The organism is Mesorhizobium sp. M7A.F.Ca.US.008.03.1.1, from assembly GCF_003997495.1.
Classification (GTDB): Bacteria; Pseudomonadota; Alphaproteobacteria; order Rhizobiales; family Rhizobiaceae; genus Mesorhizobium.
In genome coordinates, this window is the sequence record NZ_RZRU01000020.1 from 15,477 (window position 1) to 31,783 (window position 16,307).

The window sequence follows — 16,307 nt, forward strand, 5'->3', positions numbered from 1 at the left end:
ACGCGCCGGAGGCGGCGGCTTGGGCGCGCTGCCGTCGGTTCGATCCGACGCAACGCCGTCGCCCGCTGCTACGGATGGAGCGAGCATGAGCGACACCGCCCTGAGCCGGGGAAGGACGAACATCTGGACATCGTGCTGGATCGGCGAACGGCGCCGGCCACGGTGGCCGCTGGCTGGGAGTACATCCATCTCGAACACTGCGCACTGCCCGAGTTGGACCTGACGCAGATCGACCTGCGCGCCTCGCTGCTGGGCAAGGCTATGCGCGCGCCGCTGCTGATCAGCTCTATGGCCGGCGGCATGCCACGGGCCGAGGCCATCAACCGGCATTTGAGCGAGGCAGCGCAAGCCTTGGGGATCGCCATGTGCGGTTCGCAGCGTGTGAGCCTGCAATCCCGCAACTCCCAGGGGCTAACGCGCGCGCTGCGCCGCCTGGCGCCAGACATTCCCTTGCTGGCCAATATCGGCGCCGCGCAACTGCGGGAGGCCGACGGCCTGGACCTGGCGCGTCGCGCGGTGGACGCGCTGGAGGCCGATGGGCTCATCGTCCATCTCAATCCGCTGCAGGAAGCGGTACAGCCGGAGGGCGACCGCGAACTGGCGCGGCGTCCTGGCGCTGATCGCTGGCGCCGCGCGCATCGTGGGCGTGCCGATGGTGGCCAAGGAAGTGGGGGCGGGCCTGTCCGCCTCGGTGCCTGTGCGCTCGTCGAGGCGGGCGTGGCGGTAATCGATGTCGCCGGCGCCGGCGGCACCAGTTGGGCCGCAGTGGAGGGCGAGCGCGCCCGCAATGCCGCCGACCGTGCAGTGGCGATGTCATTCGCCGATTGGGGGATTCCACCCTGACCAGCGTGCAGGCGGTGCGTCGGGCGCTGCCAACGGTGAAGCTGATCGCGTCGGGCGGGATCCGCGATGGCGTCGACGTGGCCAAGGCCATCCGCCTGGGCGCGGACATCGCCGGGCAGGCGGCCAGCGTGCTGGGCGCGGCGACAGTGTCCACCGGGGCCGTTGTCGCGCATTTCGAGATCGTCATCCGCCAGTTGGCCGTCGCCTGCTTCTGCACGGGCTCGGCTGATCTGGCGGCGTTGCGTCAGGCGCGCTTGTTGCCCTCGTCGCATTTGTCCGCCGGTTGATGTCGGCGTCGTCCGCACGCTAACAGCAGGCTGCTGAAATACCTACGCCAAAGACAGACTATTGATCCCCCTGGCGAGACGGCTCGATTGACGGGAGCGATGTGTTCATGGAGCAGCTGTTCACGATGAAGCGGTTGGAAGATTTCGTTCCAGCCGGTCATCCTGGTGCCCGCACCGGCTGATGATCAATGGAGCGCTGGTGCGGCTAGACGGCATCCTTTCCGGCATGTACGCCTGCAGTGCCAAAGGCGGTCGCCCCAGCGTTGCGCCGGAGAAATTGCTGCGGGCCGTGTGTTGCAGGTGTTCTACAGCGTCCGTCGGAATTGATGCAGCAGGTGCTGCTGTGGCAAGGCCAAGACCCGGGAATGCCGTCAGCTTTGATCAGGCGCTTCGGGCCGTCGGAAACGCGCGAAGAGTCCGGCTTTCGAAAAAGGCCGAACGCCTCAGATAAAGCCAGAACTCCTTGGGTCACCATCAAACCAATTTGACGCCCCGGGACAATTTCGTCCGGCATTGTCCGGTGTGCGACGATGTTGGGGATGCGACATAGGCGGATTGCCGTGTATTTAAACCGCTTTTCCTTTGGCACGCATATTGCGCCCTATCGGTAAACCTCGTCATGGGCCGGCGGCAATCGCTCGGAGATTGTCGAAATAGCACAATGATTTCTGCCGGGGTGACATCCGGCCCGACTAGAGCAGGACCTTTCAGATGATGCAGAAAAGCAAGCGGCCATACTCGCGGGGAAATAGTCGCGTCAGGGCTGCATGGACGCTCTTTCCTGGTTGTTTCGGCGGCGGACGCCAACTCTTCAATCGGCACCCGAACCAGTGCCTGGATGTCCAAGGAGCGCCCCTGTTGCGCGTGCCTGGCTGCACCCGCGTGCTGGCTCTCCTCCAAGGCGACGCTTCGGCGCTGCTGCAGACCGGCGACGAGAACCCAACTTCAAAATTAGCATTCCGAAAACCGAAAGAAGTGAACAGGTATGTCCAGGATCGGCGCTTTGACGCGCGCCGCATGGCGATCGGCAACTCAGACGCTGGCCAAGGGTTCGAAAAGTTTACACCCGACGCTAGCGCCGGCCGATTTCAAGCGCGCACTTACGATCAACGATCGATATGGCGGGCTCACTGTCAATGTCCCCAAAATGCCTTTCTGGCTGACCGGGGGTGAAGCCTTCGTCTACCGCCGGACTAGCCACGGCGAGCAGCAGTTCATGCAGGTCGATGCTGCCACGGGTTTCAAGCGGCCCGCTTTCGATCAGGCGCGTCTGGCGGCAGCGCTAAACAAGGTGAGCCATGAGAGCTATCAAGCCGGCAATCTTCCGTTCGACCGTTTCGAACTGAGTGAGGATGGTCGCAGGCTCGACTTCCAGATTGAAGACACCCGGTGGAGCTGCGACCTTGCAAGCTATGACTGTACCAGCACCACATTCGATGCAAGGAAAGGGGACCGTAGGGAGCTCAGCCACCGCTACACGCCGCCAGCGGAGAACAACCCCGACAAGAGCAACGCGTCGCCCGACGGCAAATGGATCGCCTATATCAAGAACTGCAACGTTTTCCTGCGCAGCGAGGACGGATTGCAGGATGTTCCTCTGAGCCGGGACGGAGCCGAAGGCAATTGCTACGTCTTTTCGACGCTGAGCTGGTCGCCGGACTCGCGCCACCTCGCCGCTTACCTTGTTCGCCCCGGCTATAGGCGAGAGGTCCGCTACCTCAATTCTTCGACGGACCAGTTGGAGCGGGAATATTCAACAAAATTCTATCCCAGGCCGGGCGATGTCCTTCCGCTGCCCCAGCCAGTCCTGTTCGACATTGCCGGCCGGCGCCAGATCGTGATTGACGGTGCCCTCTTCTCGAACGTCTTCGAACTTTCCCCTCTCCGGTGGTGGGCGGACAGCCGCGGCTTCACTTTCGAATATAACCAGCGCGGGCATCAGCTTTATCGCCTGGTCGAGGTAGACGCCGCCTCGGGCCGCGGGCGCTCCCTGATCGATGAGACCAGCGAGACATTCGTTGATTATTTGCCGCTGGGGCATGGCCAGGAGGATGCCGGAAAAATCTTCCGTTACGATGTCGATGACGGGAAGGAGATCATCTGGGCATCAGAGCGCGACGGGTATGAGCATTTGTATCTTTTCAACGGCCGGACAGGCGCGCTCGAAAACCAGATCACGCGAGGTGAGTGGGTCGTCCGGAGGGTCAACCATGTCGATCCGGTCAAGCGTCAGATCTGGTTCGAGGCGAGCGGGATGAACTCGCAGGAGGACCCCTATTGGGTCCATGCTTACCGCATCGGCTTTGACGGCAAGGGACTGACTGCACTGACGCCCGAACCGGCCAACCACCATATCGAGTTCTCGCCTGACAGGCGCTATTATGTCGATCTCTGGTCACGCATCGATCTGCCCCCGCGCATGGCACTCTACCGCGCCAGCGACAATGCCAAGCTCCAGCAGATCGAGACGGCCGACATTTCTGAGCTCGTCGCCGCAGGCTGGCAGCCGCCGCTCAGTTTCCATTCCAAGGGGCGCGACGGCAAAACTGACATCTGGGGCGTGCTCCACCTGCCAGCCAACTTCGACCCGACGAAGAAATACCCGGTTGTGGAGAATATCTATGCTGGACCCCACGGCTCCTTCGTCCCAAAATCCTTCTCGCGGTGGACAGAGCCGCTCACGCAGCTGGGCTTCGTCGTTGCTCAGATCGACGGCATGGGCACCAACAACCGCTCCCGCGCCTTCCATGATGTTGCTTGGAAGAATCTGAAGGACGCAGGATTTCCCGATCGCATTCTGTGGCACAAGGCGGCGGCCGCGCAATATCCATGGTACGACATATCCAACGTCGGCATTTTTGGCGCATCCGCCGGCGGCCAGAGTGCAGTCAGCGCGCTGCTCTTTCACCCCGATTTCTACAAGGTCGCCGTCGCCAAAAACGGCTGCTTCGACAACAGGATAGACAAGACCTGGTGGAACGAACTTTGGATGGGGTGGCCGGTCGGCATTGAATATTCGCAATCCTCCGCCGTTGACAATGCTCACAGGCTGCAGGGCAAGCTGATGATCGCGGTCGGCGAAATGGATGATAATGTCGATCCGTTTTGCTCGTTCCAGCTTGCCGATCGACTCATCAAGGCAGGAAAAGATTTTGACATGGTCTACGTTCCTGGTGCCAATCACCATACTCTAGGCACCTACACCGAGCGCAAACTCCTAGACTTCTTCGTTCGCAACATTCTCGGTCAGACCCCGCCCGACTGGAACACCAAACCGATCGAGCTGGAATAGCTTGTGGCTCTTGCAATTGTTAGCTCGCCTTATCAGCTGTAATCAGGGCGAGGCGCGAGCAAATCTGCACCGAAGGACGATCGTGGAGTCTAGGACTTGCGCTGCGTATTGAGGATCGGCTCGCCGCGACGTTGGTCTGAGCAAACTGCTTGATAGGCACGCCTGCAGACCGCGTGTGTGCGATTGCAAGATCCCCTATCAGCCTGGTGTGAAGCGTTCAGGGGAAAAGCCGCACCCAACGCCGCTTCCGCTCGCCGTAACGCTACGGCGGTGCGGCCCACCGATCCGCTCGACGAGCATTGGAACACATAGGTCCCCGAACGGACGATTGCCTTGGCAATAGAAGACCCTCGTCGGTCATCGCCGCTGTGGGTGGCAGCCCGTCGGTCTGGAGCTGCCACGATTCTCATCCTCGCGTCACATATGAGCTGAAGCTTTCCGGATCGGGTATCCAATCGGCATCCAGTTGCTCGGCGATATGGTTGAATTCTGCCCTCAGGACAAGAGTGAGTAGAGCAGCCCCGCTACGAAAATCCCATCCTGGTTCGTTTGACGCATCGACTATTCAGATTGATTGGCGTGATACCCGGCGCGGCCGCAACACGCGAGGCCGTCAACCGCTGAGCAGAAAACCAGCCTTCGCCTTCCGCGGCGGCGGACCTCGTCAGCCTCTCGAAAGCTTGCCTGAGTAGGTTGCTCATGTGATCTGTGGAAGTGAGGATAGCGTGCACCCGTACAAACTAGACATTCATCGTGGCAGCTTGGCTGCAGGTGCAGCACGCCGTACCGCACGAGCAAGCGGACAGGCCGGCCAAGCCGGTTTTGAGCAGCACTTGGGCGAACTGCAGGCGGCGGACGAGTTGATGGGTGCGCTAGGCGAGGAGGTCCTCGTCAATGGCTCGCATGGTAAAGGTGAGTTGAGACCAACGAAGAGGCAGAGGATCCAAAGCAATCTGCAGCATGCTGTCACTGAGCGGCAACCAGGTGAGGTTGGCAACTCAGGCGCTCGCGTGATGATGCAACTCCCCACCGATCAGGTGGGTACATCGGAACGGGAGGCGCAACTTGTGATGCAGGGGGACGAGCACGAATACACCCCAGCACCGCATCTCGACGGGTCGATGCCCTCGACAGTGCAGCCGGATCGTCCAATTGTGGTCCCCGACGGTGCCGACAAGCGTCCTGTTTATTCCAACGATGCCACCGCCATCGAAGGGCTGAAGTCAGCACTCCTTGCGGGTAAAGCCAGGCCGGACACGGTCACTCGCAGCACAAATTCTCTTTTCGGCTTTAGTCGTTGGCTCTTTCAAAACAACAAGCCAGGGCTTGCTGCTCGGCTTTACCATCCGTCGCTGAGCCAGGATCTCGAGGAGTACGAGAGTAGGGGTGGTTCCTCCACCGTGGCTGGCGCACTGCGTCAATTGATGAAGTCGATGGGCGGAGCCGGCCCGATTGTGGGTCGCGCTGTCCTGAACCCCCATCCTGACGACGCCGCGCTCACCAGACATTTCAGATCCGCGAGCGGCTACGCAACTGCTCTTAACCATTTCAGTCATTACCTACGTCAAAATGACAAGCTCGGAATTGCGGGTCGCATTTACGATAAATCGCTGGATAAAGATGTTGAGAGCTACAAGGCCGCCTCCTCTAATGGTGGAGCTCCGATCGAATCTGCGCTGGTTTATCTCCGCAAGAACCCGCCGCGCGTTATACTCGGGAATCATCTGGAAAACGCGGTCAGCATGGAGGCTCGTCCCCGTGGCGACGCTGCTCAGCATACCGCACCACAGCAGGGATTCGATTGGCCAGAGGAGCTCCTGCCGGTAGGTTATAAGGAGGGCACCGATCTACCATTGTCTCTCGCCCCAACCGCGCACCAACACCAAGCGCCCGACTTTGGAGAGGCCGTCCCTCACTTGAACTGGCGCCACGGCGACCAGGGCGCCCCGGAGGAGCTGGTAGCTGCACGGGACAGGAGCAGCCCGCTGCCAAGCGAGGCGGTGCCACATAAATCTGGACGGGGACTCGCTACGCAGCCCAGATTGTGGGCGGAGAAATCCGCCTCGCCAGAGCTCTTTCGACGGCGGGCGGAGCAGGCTCTGCCGGCGTCCGCCAGAGGTGTGGAGACATCCTCCGCGGTTGATGAAGCCGCGCAGGCCGCTCGCCAAGCTTTGGCTTGGTTGCAGCAGGAGATGGAGGGGATCGAACCGATGCAGGATCCTCATGAGGTGGCTACACCGGAATGTGAGGCGCAGCTCGTCAGGCAGAGGGATGAGCACGAATCCACCCCAGCACCGCATCCCGGAGGTGGTGGGTCGATGCCCTCGACAGTGCAGCCGGATCGTCCAATTGTAGTCCCCGACGGTGCCGACAAGCGTCCTGTCTATTCCAACGATGCGACCGCTATCGAAGGGCTGAGGGCAGCATTCCACGCGGGTAAGGCCAAAGCGAACACGGTCACTTACAATGTAAATTCTCTTTTCGGCTTTAGTCGGTGGCTCCTTCAAAACAACAAGCCAGGGTTTGCTGCTCGGCTTTACCATTCGTCGCTGGATCAGGATCTCAAGGAGTACGAGAGTACGGGTGGTTCCTCCACCGTGGCTGGCGCACTGCGTTACCTCAAGAAGTCGACAGGCGGAGCCCCGATTATGGCTCGCCCTGTCGTGATCCCCTATCCTGACGATGCCGAGCTCATTAGAAATTACAGAGCCGCTTCGACCAAGGAGTACCTGGCAGCGCCTGCGACCGGACGGAATCCAGATACCGTGGGCGGCTATACAAATTTTCTTAGACATTTTAGTCAGTACCTGCGTCAAAATAACAAGCTTGGGATTGCGGCTCGGATTCACGACAAATCGCTGGATAAAGATGTTGAGAGCTTCAAGGCTGTCTCCTATGGTAATAGGCTAAGTATCAGTTCTGCATTGGCTCACCTCCGGGATATCCTGCCGCGCATTGTGCTCGGGCGCGAAACTGTCCTTTCTGCTCATCCGGCAGACGCAGTCACCAGGCGCGTTGGGGCCGCTGCTGAAGCTGGGCCAGCGGCACCGGCAAGAGCTCCCCAACCCGCCTCGCCAGCAACCGCTAGGCTGCCAGGCACCTACCGCGGCCTTCCACTGGTTGATGTGACCACACTGACTACCAGTTCCTCTGGGGCTCAGATCGGGGCGCTCGATCCGACAGCCCCGTCCAACGTTGCAACGGGGCGGGTGCTCGGCGCCGCCGAATGGCTGAGCGACGCCCATATCCAGAGAGATTACAATTTGCTGGAGGGGCAACTGCAGGGGATCAATCCGGCGCTCGCTGCCCGGACTCGGCTGGTGGATCCTTCCGTATCCCATCTACTGCGACACACGTCGCCGCAAGACGCTCGAGGCATATTGCAGTCCATCTATAATCAAAACAACGCCACAGCCGACTTCCTGTTCTTGCCAGTGAATAATGGCACGGCTACTAGCCCCGGCACCCATTGGTCGCTGCTGCTCGTTGATCGCCGCGACCCGGAAAGGCGGTTCGCCTATCACTACGACTCCCTCCAGCGAGAGGGATATAACGACGTGCCTGCAAAACAGCTCGCAGGACTGCTGAATGCCACCTTGGCGCCAGCCCCCATGGCCAGACAGACGAACCATTATGATTGCGGCGTATTTGTCCTGGAGGGCACGTGGGCGCTGGTTGAACGATTGGTGAAAGGGCAGCGGCCAGACCACGAGCCGCTGCCCCTCGACAACCTCGTTGCCGATCGGCAGGCGCTGCAAGACCGGCTAAGGAGGCGCTTGCCGCACGAGGAAGAGCCGCGGCAGCTGCTGGAGGATGAACCCGCCTCCCCACCGATGATGGCATTCGAGCCAGGGGAACTGCGGCAACTGTTGGAAGACGAGCCTGCCTCCCCACCAATGATGGCGTTCGAGCCAGGGGAACTGCGGCAACTGTTGGAGGACGAACCTGCCTCCCCACCAATGATGGCGTTCGAGCCAGGGGAACTGCGGCAACTGTTGGAGGACGAGCCTGCCTCCCCACCAATGATGGCGTTCGAGCCAGGGGAACTGCGGCAACTGTTGGAGGACGAGCCTGCCTCCCCACCAATGATGGCGTTCGAGCCAGGGGAACTGCGGCAGCTGTTGGAGGATGAACCCGCTTCCCCACCGATGATGGCGTTCGAGCCAGGGGAACTGCGGCAACTGTTGGAGGATGAACCCGCTTCCCCACCGATGATGGCGTTCGAGCCAGGGGAACTGCGGCAACTGTTGGAAGACGAGCCTGCCTCCACTTGGGCACAAATCAATTCGACCCCACATGCGCGAGCGGACGGTGTTCATCAGCCAGCCCAGGCGCCGTGGCTCCCTGAACGCAGAAGATAACTTTGCGGAGGAGCGGTCACGCAACTGTCGGCGGCGCCGGGCCTCAGGGTGAATGGAAAGGATGGAGTGGCGGATGGTGTCGCGTGAAGGCGCAACACGCGTGCTGACCGACCTGCATACGTAGGAAGTCGTTCATTGCTCCCAAATCGTATGTGAGGAACATTCCTGTCCCGGCTGCGCCGCGCGATGCTAGGTCGCGTTGTTCAGCGGGCCAAGCCGATGACACCTACGAAGCTACTGATCGGGCAGATCGCCGTTGTGTGCGCAATTGTCATTATCGGCGTATGGACGGCAACCCAATGGTGCGCTCAAATGCTGACCTACCAGACGCCTCTCGGCGCACCATGGTTTCTCTTCGCCGGCTGGCCAATCTACAAGCCGTGGAAGCTGTTTGAATGGTGGTTCCACTTCGATGCTTATGCGCCGGAGGTCTTCGACAAAGCCGGTACGCTTGCAGGCGCCAGCGGATTCCTGGGTTGTGCCGCCGCAATCGCTGGCTCGCTTTTGCGCGCGCGACAGCGCGGGTCGGTTACGACCTATGGGTCTTCACGGTGGGCCACGACTCATGAGGTCGAGACGGCAGGGTTGTTACGGCCGGCGGGCGTTTTCCTCGGTAGGCTGAACGATCGCTATCTGCGCCATGACGGCCCGGAGCACGTCATGGCATTTGCGCCGACGCGTTCGGGCAAGGGCGTGGGGCTGGTTGTTCCAACGCTACTTTCCTGGACCGGGTCTGCCATCATTCATGATATAAAAGGCGAAAATTGGCAGTTGACCTCCGGCTGGCGGTCGAAATTCTCGTACTGCCTTCTGTTCAATCCGACCGACCCGAGATCGGCACGCTACAACCCGCTGCTGGAGGTGCGCAAAGGCCCAGATGAGATCCGGGACGTTCAAAACATCGCCGACATCCTCGTCGATCCCGAGGGCGCGCTGGAGCGACGGAACCACTGGGAGAAGACCAGCCATTCACTCCTAGTTGGCGCCATTTTGCACGTGCTCTACGCTGAAGAGGACAAGACGCTGGCCCGCGTCGCCACCTTCCTGTCGGACCCGCAACGCTCGTTTGCCGCAACGCTACGGCGGATGATGACGACAAACCATCTCGGGACGGGGCATAACCCTCAGGTCCATCCCGTAGTGGCCTCGGCGGCTCGCGAACTCCTGAACAAGTCGGAAAACGAGCGCTCAGGCGTCCTCTCGACCGCCATGTCCTTTCTCGGGCTTTATCGTGATCCAACGGTCGCGGCGGCCACTTCGTCCTGCGACTGGCGCATCGCTGACCTAGTGGATGGAGAGCGACCGCTGTCGCTCTATCTGGTCGTGCCGCCTTCGGATATCTCGCGCACCAAGCCTTTTGTGCGACTGATCTTGAACCAGATCGGCAGGCGGTTGACGGAGCGTCTGGAGGGGGACCCGAAGAAGAGCCGTAAGCATCAGCTGCTCATGATGCTGGACGAGTTTCCGGCGCTCGGTCGCCTCGACTTCTTCGAAACGGCGCTCGCCTTCATGGCAGGTTATGGCATTCGCTCCTATCTGATCGCACAATCTTTGAACCAGGTTTCAAAGGCCTATGGCGAGAACAATGCTATTCTCGACAATTGCCACGTGCGAATTGCCTTTTCCTCCAATGACGAACGCACGGCCAAGCGCATCTCGGATGCCCTCGGCACCGCAACCGAACTTAGGTCGATGCGCAACTATGCGGGCCATCGGCTTGCGCCCTGGCTTTCACATGTCATGGTGAGCCGCCAGGAAACCGCGCGCCCGCTCCTGACGCCAGGCGAGGTGATGCAATTGCCGCCGTCAGACGAATTGGTCCTGGTTTCTGGGTTGCCGCCGATCCGCGCCAAGAAGCTGCGCTATTATCAGGATCAGAATTTCACAGATCGGGTGCTGCCTGCGCCGGTGCTGCACGACGGACCCTATGCGGACTGCCCTGCATCACGCCCGGACGGCTGGACTGGACAAGTGTGCAGCGTCGATAGCCGACTTGCTGCGGACGAGGAAAGCGCCGACGCGCCAGTTGAAGACGAGGGAGGCGTTCAGCAGCAACGCCATCCAAGCCTGCCCGAAGAAGACGTTGTTGTCTCTCAAGAGCCCGATCAGGCCGATCTGTACAAGCCCGCAGACGATGACAGCGAAGCGCTCGCGGACAAGCGTGTCATGGATCGGATTTCCACTGCGGCCCGCGTCTACGGTATCAACGAGGGCAGGGGCGACGATGTCATTCCCGGCTTCTGAAGTCCGCTGAGTTGCAGAGCGCACCTCAGCGTAGATAACGGCCATAAGCAATTTTGAGCGTCTGGCCGATGCTTCTCCCGTCGCCGGCGCAACGCCGGGCCGTCGGAACGATCCGCATGAAGCCGCACCGCATTCGCCATCAGTTTCTGCTTGAGCCGGAGCTCAGCGAGAAACTGGACAACCTCAGTCGCGATCCGTCAACGACCAAATCAGCGATCGTGGGGAAGGCGATCGAGGCGTTCATCGAGCGGCGTGGCGAGAGCGAGTTCGATCGGCGCTACGGCGTAAGGCTTGACCGGCTCTCCCGCGATCTTGCCCACGTCAGGCGCGATTCCGAGGTGATCCTGGAGAGCCTGGCGCTCTTCATCCGCTTTTCGATCACCCTTCACGCCCACACGCCGGTCCCGGATCGGGCAACGCAGGCTATTGCCCAAGAGCGTTTCGAGAAATTCGTTGAGAAGGTCGGCCGCCAGATCGCTTCCGGCAAAAAGTCGCTTAGCAAAGACAATGGTGGGGGAGGGGAAGGATGAGCTCTCATCCCGAGGCCGACCACCGGCGGCGTGTCATGCTGCGCACCGCCATGGGTCCGGCAATCACCGAAGCCCTGGCCGATCCGTCCGTCATCGAGGTGATGGTCAATCCCGACGGCGCGCTGCGACTCGACCGGTTAGGCGAAGGTCGGGTCGATACCGACGTTCACATGCACCCGTCCGAGGCAGAACGTATCATCCGCCTGGTTGCTTCGCACGTGCGCGCCGAGGCGCACGCCGACAACCCGATCGTCAGTGCCGAATTGCCGTCTGGCGAACGCTTCGAAGGCCTGCTGCCACCTGTGGTGTTGGCGCCATGTTTTGCCATCCGCAAGCCCGCCGCGAAAGTCTACACCCTGGCCGACTATGTTGCCGAACGCATCATGCTGCCGCTGCAGGCCGATGCGCTGAAAAAGGCCGTCCGCGAGCGGCGCAACATGCTGATCGCCGGCGGCACTTCCTCGGGGAAGACAACACTCGCCAACGCTCTGCTGGCTGAAGTCGCCGAATGCGACGATCGGGTGATCCTGATCGAGGACACACGCGAACTGCAGTGCGCGGCCAGGGACTGCGTTGCCCTGAGAACAAGGCGGGGCTCGGTCACCCTTGCCGATCTCGTGCGCTCGACGCTGAGGCTCAGGCCGGACCGCATCATCGTGGGCGAGGTGAGGGGCGCGGAAGCGCTCGACATGCTGAAGGCATGGAACACCGGGCACCCAGGCGGCATCGCTACCGTACACGCCAATTCCGCGCGCTCGGCTCTCTATCGCATTGAGCAACTCGCCCAGGAAGCGGTGGTCACCGTTCCCCGCCGGCTCATCGCTGAGGCGATAGATCTGATCGTCTTCATAGCGGGACGCGGCTCGTCGCGCCACATCGACGCAATCGCCGAGGTCACCGGTCTCGACGGCAGCGGCGATTACGCCGTTGCCCCGCTCACGCTTTCGCAACTCCAGCAGCTTTGAAAGGCCTTCCTCATGCGCAAGAAGCTTCGCTTTCTTTCGTCCACAGCGCTCGCGTTTCTTATCACGGCCCCGGTTTATGCCGCCGGCTCCGGCATGCCGTGGGAGCAGCCGCTGCAGCAGATCCTGGAGTCCGTGCAGGGACCGGTCGCCAAGATCGTTGCGGTGATCATCATTATCACCACCGGCCTGACGCTTGCCTTCGGCGACACCGCCGGTGGTTTTCGGCGCCTGATTCAGATCGTCTTCGGTCTGTCGATCGCCTTCGCGGCATCGAGCTTCTTCCTCTCCTTCTTCTCCTTCGGTGGTGGGGCGCTCGTCTGATGGCCGCCGGGGAGCAGCATATCGAGGGCTTCGCAGTACCGGTCCACCGGGCGCTGACCGAGCCGATCCTGCTCGGCGGGGCTCCGCGCGCGGTGGCGATCCTCAACGGTACAGTGGCCGCGGCCATTGGCTTCGGCTTGCAGCAATGGATTGCTGGTCTGGTGCTTTGGATCGCAGGCCACTCGTTAGCGGTGTTTGCCGCAAGACGCGATCCGGACTTCGCCAGCGTGCTTGTGCGCCACCTACGTCTGAAGGGGTGGCTTGCATGCTGAACCTTTCGGAATATCGAAGCAAAGCCGACCGGCTTGCCGACCATCTACCCTGGGCTGCCTTGGTGGCGCCCGGCATCGTGCTCAACAAGGACGGCAGCTTTCAGCGGACGTTGCGGTTCCGCGGCCCGGATCTCGAAAGTGCGACGGAGGCTGAACTCGTCGGCATTTGCGCCCGGGCGAACAATGCTCTCAGACGCCTTGGCTCTGGCTGGGCATTGTTCTTTGAGGCCGAGCGCACAGAAGCGCTGGGCTATCCGAACTCGCATTTTCCTGACGCCGCGTCGTGGCTGGTCGACGAAGAACGCCGCGCTGCTTTCGAGGGGAAGGTAGCGCACTACGAGAGCCGCTATCATCTGACCTTGGTGTTTATGCCACCGCCGGACGCCCAGGCGCGCGCAGAAAGCACGCTCGTCGACTCTCATTATTCCCGAGGAGAAAGAGACTGGCGCCAGGATCTGGCGAGGTTCCGTGACGAGACCAACCGCGTGCTCGATCTCTTCTCGGGTTTCATGTCCGAAGTACGCGTCCTCGATGATGCTCAGACGTTGACCTACCTCCACGGCACGATTTCGCCTCGTCGCCATCCTATCATGGCCCCGGAAACGCCGATATATCTGGATGCAATCCTGGTCGATGCGCCGCTTACCGGTGGCCTGGAGCCGATGCTGGGTGAGCAGCATCTTCGCACACTGACCATCCTCGGCTTTCCGAACCTCACCCGGCCCGGAATCCTCGATACCCTCAATCATCAGGATTTCGCCTATCGCTGGATGACGCGCTTCATTCCGCTCGAGAAAACGGAAGCCACGAAGACGCTGACGCGATTGCGCCGGCAGTGGTTTGCCAAGCGCAAATCGATCGTGGCAATCCTACGCGAGGTCATTACCAACGAGCCGGTCCCGCTTGTCGATAGCGATGCCGACAACAAGGCGCTCGATGCCGACGAAGCCCTTCAGGCATTGGGCGGTGATCATGTGAGTTTCGGCTATCTCACCACCACCGTGACGGTGTGGGGCGAGGATCGCCAAGCCGCTGCAGAGAAGCTTCGCGCGGTCGAGCGCATCATCAATGGGCTCGGCTTCACCACGATCCGAGAAGGCGTCAATGCGGTCGAGGCTTGGCTCGGCTCATTGCCTGGCCATGTCTACGCTAACGTTCGCCAACCGCTCGTTCATACATTGAACCTTGCCCATCTCATGCCGCTGTCGTCGGTTTGGGCCGGTCCTGCGACAAACGAGCATCTCGCGAAAGTCACCCAAACCGAAGCGCCACCGCTTTTCGTTGCCGAGACCAGTGGGTCGACACCGTTTCGGCTTTCCACCCACGTCGAAGATGTCGGCCACATGCTGGTTGTTGGTCCGACCGGCGCCGGCAAGTCGGTTCTGCTTGCTCTGATTGCTCTGCAGTTCAGGCGCTACGCCGGCGCCCAGGTTTATGTCTTCGACAAAGGCAATTCGGCCCGTGCTGCAACACTTGCCATGGGTGGAGAACACCACGCGCTAGGAGCGGACGGTTCCCTTGCCTTTCAGCCACTGCGCAGCATCAACGACCAGGCTAGCCGAAGCTGGGCGGCCGAATGGATCGCCAGCCTTGTTGCCCACGAGAACGTCACCGTCACGCCGGAGGTGAAGGAGGCTATTTGGTCAGCGCTGGCCAGCCTTGCCACCGCGCCGGCGCAGGAACGCACACTGACCGGTCTTTCGGTCCTGCTTCAATCCAATGCGCTGAAGACCGCATTGATGCCCTACACGCTCGACGGTCCCTTCGGCCGCCTGCTCGATGCCGATCATGATGGGCTGGCCTTGTCGGATGTGCAGTGTTTCGAGACCGAGGAGTTAATGCACAGCCAAAGCGCTTTGCTGCCGGTGCTTACCTATCTGTTCCAGCGACTTGAGGAACGGTTCGACGGACGGCCCACGCTGATCATGCTCGACGAGGCGTGGGTCTATCTCGACAATCCGCTGTTCGCCGCCCGCATCCGCGAATGGCTGAAGGTGCTGCGAAAGAAGAACGTGTCGGTTGTCTTCGCTACGCAGTCGCTGGCTGATATCGCGGGCTCTGGCATAGCGCCGGCAATCATCGAAAGCTGCCCGCAGCGCATTTTCCTTCCCAATGATCGTGCCGTGGAACCCCAGGCGCGCACAGCCTACGAGCGCTTCGGTTTAAGCGAGCGGCAGATCGAATTGATCGCCCGCGCCACGCCGAAGCGTCAGTATTATCTGCAATCGCGCCGCGGCAACCGTCTGTTCGAGCTCGAGCTTGGCCCCATCGCTCTTGCGCTTTGCGGTGCTTCCGATCCGGCCACGCAGACTCTGATCGACAGGATCATGTCCGAAGACGGGCAAGGCAGCTTTGCCTCGCAGTTCCTGATCGCGCGCGGCCTCGATTGGGCCGGCGAACTTCTCAAGCAATTCCCTCAACCAGACAAGGAGCAATTCTCATGATGCGGCGACGCCTTCTCTCCGGCCTGATCACCGTTTCCCTGATCGCCAAGCCTATGGCCGACTATGTGCAGCCCGCCTACGCCCTTATCGTGTTCGATCCGTCCAATTATGCGCAGAACGTGCTGACGGCCGCGCGCGCATTGGAGCAGATCAACAACCAGATCCAGTCGCTGCAGAATCAGGCGACCATGCTGCAGAACATGGCGCGCAATCTTCAGCGTCTGGATTTCTCTTCCGTTGGCCAACTCACCGGTTCGCTCCATCGCATCGACGGCTTGATGGACCAGGCGAGTGGCCTCAGCTTTGATCTGGGCAAGCTTCAAGACCAGTGGCGCAGCCAATATCCGGAAAGCTACGACGCCACGATCAAAGTCAGCGATGTGGCGAGTGCTGCGCGGGAGCGTTGGCAAACCGCCATGCAGGCGTTCCGCCAGACCATGGGTGTCCAGTCGCAAATCGTCGAGAACGTCCGCGCCGACGGCGATCTGCTCGCCGATCTCGTCAACCGCAGCCAAGGGGCGGCCGGTGCGCTTCAGGCAAGCCAGGCCACCAACCAGCTGATGGCGCTTTCGACAAAACAGCAGATGCAGATCCAGACGCTGCTCGCAACGCAGTTTCGAGCTGAGGCCGAGGATGCCGCCCGCAAGGCCCAGTCAGACGAAGCCGCCCGCGAGATGACGAAGCGATTCTTGGGTACCGGCTCGGCTTATCCCGGCAATTAATCACGAGTTCATCACGACGAGAAAGG

General features: G+C 61.0%; 9 protein-coding genes and 2 pseudogenes. All 11 read left to right on the top strand.

Translation table 11 applies throughout. The features are described from left to right. Positions 1-85 precede the first annotated feature (85 nt). The 11 genes and pseudogenes from fni to trbJ all read left to right on the top strand — a co-directional run bounded on the left by fni (position 86) and on the right by trbJ (position 16,281). Positions 86-1,130, top strand: a pseudogene (fni, locus tag EOA16_RS24100) (type 2 isopentenyl-diphosphate Delta-isomerase). Between the two features lie 86 nt (positions 1,131-1,216). Beyond that, positions 1,217-1,448 (top strand): annotated as a pseudogene (locus tag EOA16_RS33315) (IS5/IS1182 family transposase); the annotation flags it as partial. A gap of 667 nt (positions 1,449-2,115) precedes the next feature. Further along, positions 2,116-4,422: a S9 family peptidase gene (locus EOA16_RS24105; protein WP_063169235.1), complete on the top strand. Its 2,307-nt coding sequence runs from the start codon at positions 2,116-2,118 to the stop codon at positions 4,420-4,422. Positions 4,423-5,255: 833 nt separating this feature from the next. Further along, positions 5,256-8,783: a Ulp1 family isopeptidase gene (locus EOA16_RS24110; RefSeq protein WP_245456008.1), complete on the top strand. Its 3,528-nt coding sequence runs from the start codon at positions 5,256-5,258 to the stop codon at positions 8,781-8,783. A 219-nt stretch (positions 8,784-9,002) separates the two neighbouring features. Then, positions 9,003-11,027 carry a conjugal transfer protein TraG gene (locus EOA16_RS24115; protein ID WP_063169233.1) on the top strand — a complete coding sequence of 675 codons (2,025 nt, stop codon included), beginning with the start codon at positions 9,003-9,005 and terminating at the stop codon, positions 11,025-11,027. Between the two features lie 116 nt (positions 11,028-11,143). Continuing rightward, on the top strand, positions 11,144-11,557 hold the full coding sequence (locus EOA16_RS24120; RefSeq protein ID WP_063170364.1) for a CopG family transcriptional regulator: 414 nt from the start codon (positions 11,144-11,146) through the stop codon (positions 11,555-11,557). Then, a complete protein-coding gene (gene trbB, locus EOA16_RS24125; RefSeq protein WP_024502850.1) occupies positions 11,554-12,522 on the top strand; it encodes a P-type conjugative transfer ATPase TrbB in 969 nt (322 codons plus the stop codon). Before EOA16_RS24120 ends, trbB begins: the two co-directional genes overlap by 4 nt. Positions 12,523-12,534: 12 nt before the next feature. Next, complete coding sequence (locus EOA16_RS24130) at positions 12,535-12,843, top strand: TrbC/VirB2 family protein (RefSeq protein ID WP_024502851.1); 309 nt, start codon at positions 12,535-12,537, stop codon at positions 12,841-12,843. Next, positions 12,843-13,115 (top strand): VirB3 family type IV secretion system protein, encoded by a 273-nt coding sequence (locus EOA16_RS24135; RefSeq protein ID WP_024502852.1) that lies wholly within the window; start codon positions 12,843-12,845, stop codon positions 13,113-13,115. Before EOA16_RS24130 ends, EOA16_RS24135 begins: the two co-directional genes overlap by 1 nt. Then, positions 13,109-15,559 (top strand): conjugal transfer protein TrbE, encoded by a 2,451-nt coding sequence (gene trbE / locus EOA16_RS24140; protein WP_063169232.1) that lies wholly within the window; start codon positions 13,109-13,111, stop codon positions 15,557-15,559. The genes EOA16_RS24135 and trbE overlap by 7 nt, the downstream gene beginning before the upstream one ends. Then, on the top strand, positions 15,556-16,281 hold the full coding sequence (gene trbJ, locus EOA16_RS24145; RefSeq protein ID WP_024502854.1) for a P-type conjugative transfer protein TrbJ: 726 nt from the start codon (positions 15,556-15,558) through the stop codon (positions 16,279-16,281). Before trbE ends, trbJ begins: the two co-directional genes overlap by 4 nt. Positions 16,282-16,307 lie beyond the last annotated feature (26 nt).

Coding starts and splice junctions, on each gene's coding strand:
- EOA16_RS24135 (WP_024502852.1), top strand. CDS start 12,843: ATGGCCGCCGGGGAGCAGCATATCGAGGGCTTCGCAGTACCGGTCCAC.
- trbB (WP_024502850.1), top strand. CDS start 11,554: ATGAGCTCTCATCCCGAGGCCGACCACCGGCGGCGTGTCATGCTGCGC.
- trbE (WP_063169232.1), top strand. CDS start 13,109: ATGCTGAACCTTTCGGAATATCGAAGCAAAGCCGACCGGCTTGCCGAC.
- EOA16_RS24115 (WP_063169233.1), top strand. CDS start 9,003: ATGACACCTACGAAGCTACTGATCGGGCAGATCGCCGTTGTGTGCGCA.
- EOA16_RS24105 (WP_063169235.1), top strand. CDS start 2,116: ATGTCCAGGATCGGCGCTTTGACGCGCGCCGCATGGCGATCGGCAACT.
- EOA16_RS24120 (WP_063170364.1), top strand. CDS start 11,144: ATGAAGCCGCACCGCATTCGCCATCAGTTTCTGCTTGAGCCGGAGCTC.
- trbJ (WP_024502854.1), top strand. CDS start 15,556: ATGATGCGGCGACGCCTTCTCTCCGGCCTGATCACCGTTTCCCTGATC.
- EOA16_RS24130 (WP_024502851.1), top strand. CDS start 12,535: ATGCGCAAGAAGCTTCGCTTTCTTTCGTCCACAGCGCTCGCGTTTCTT.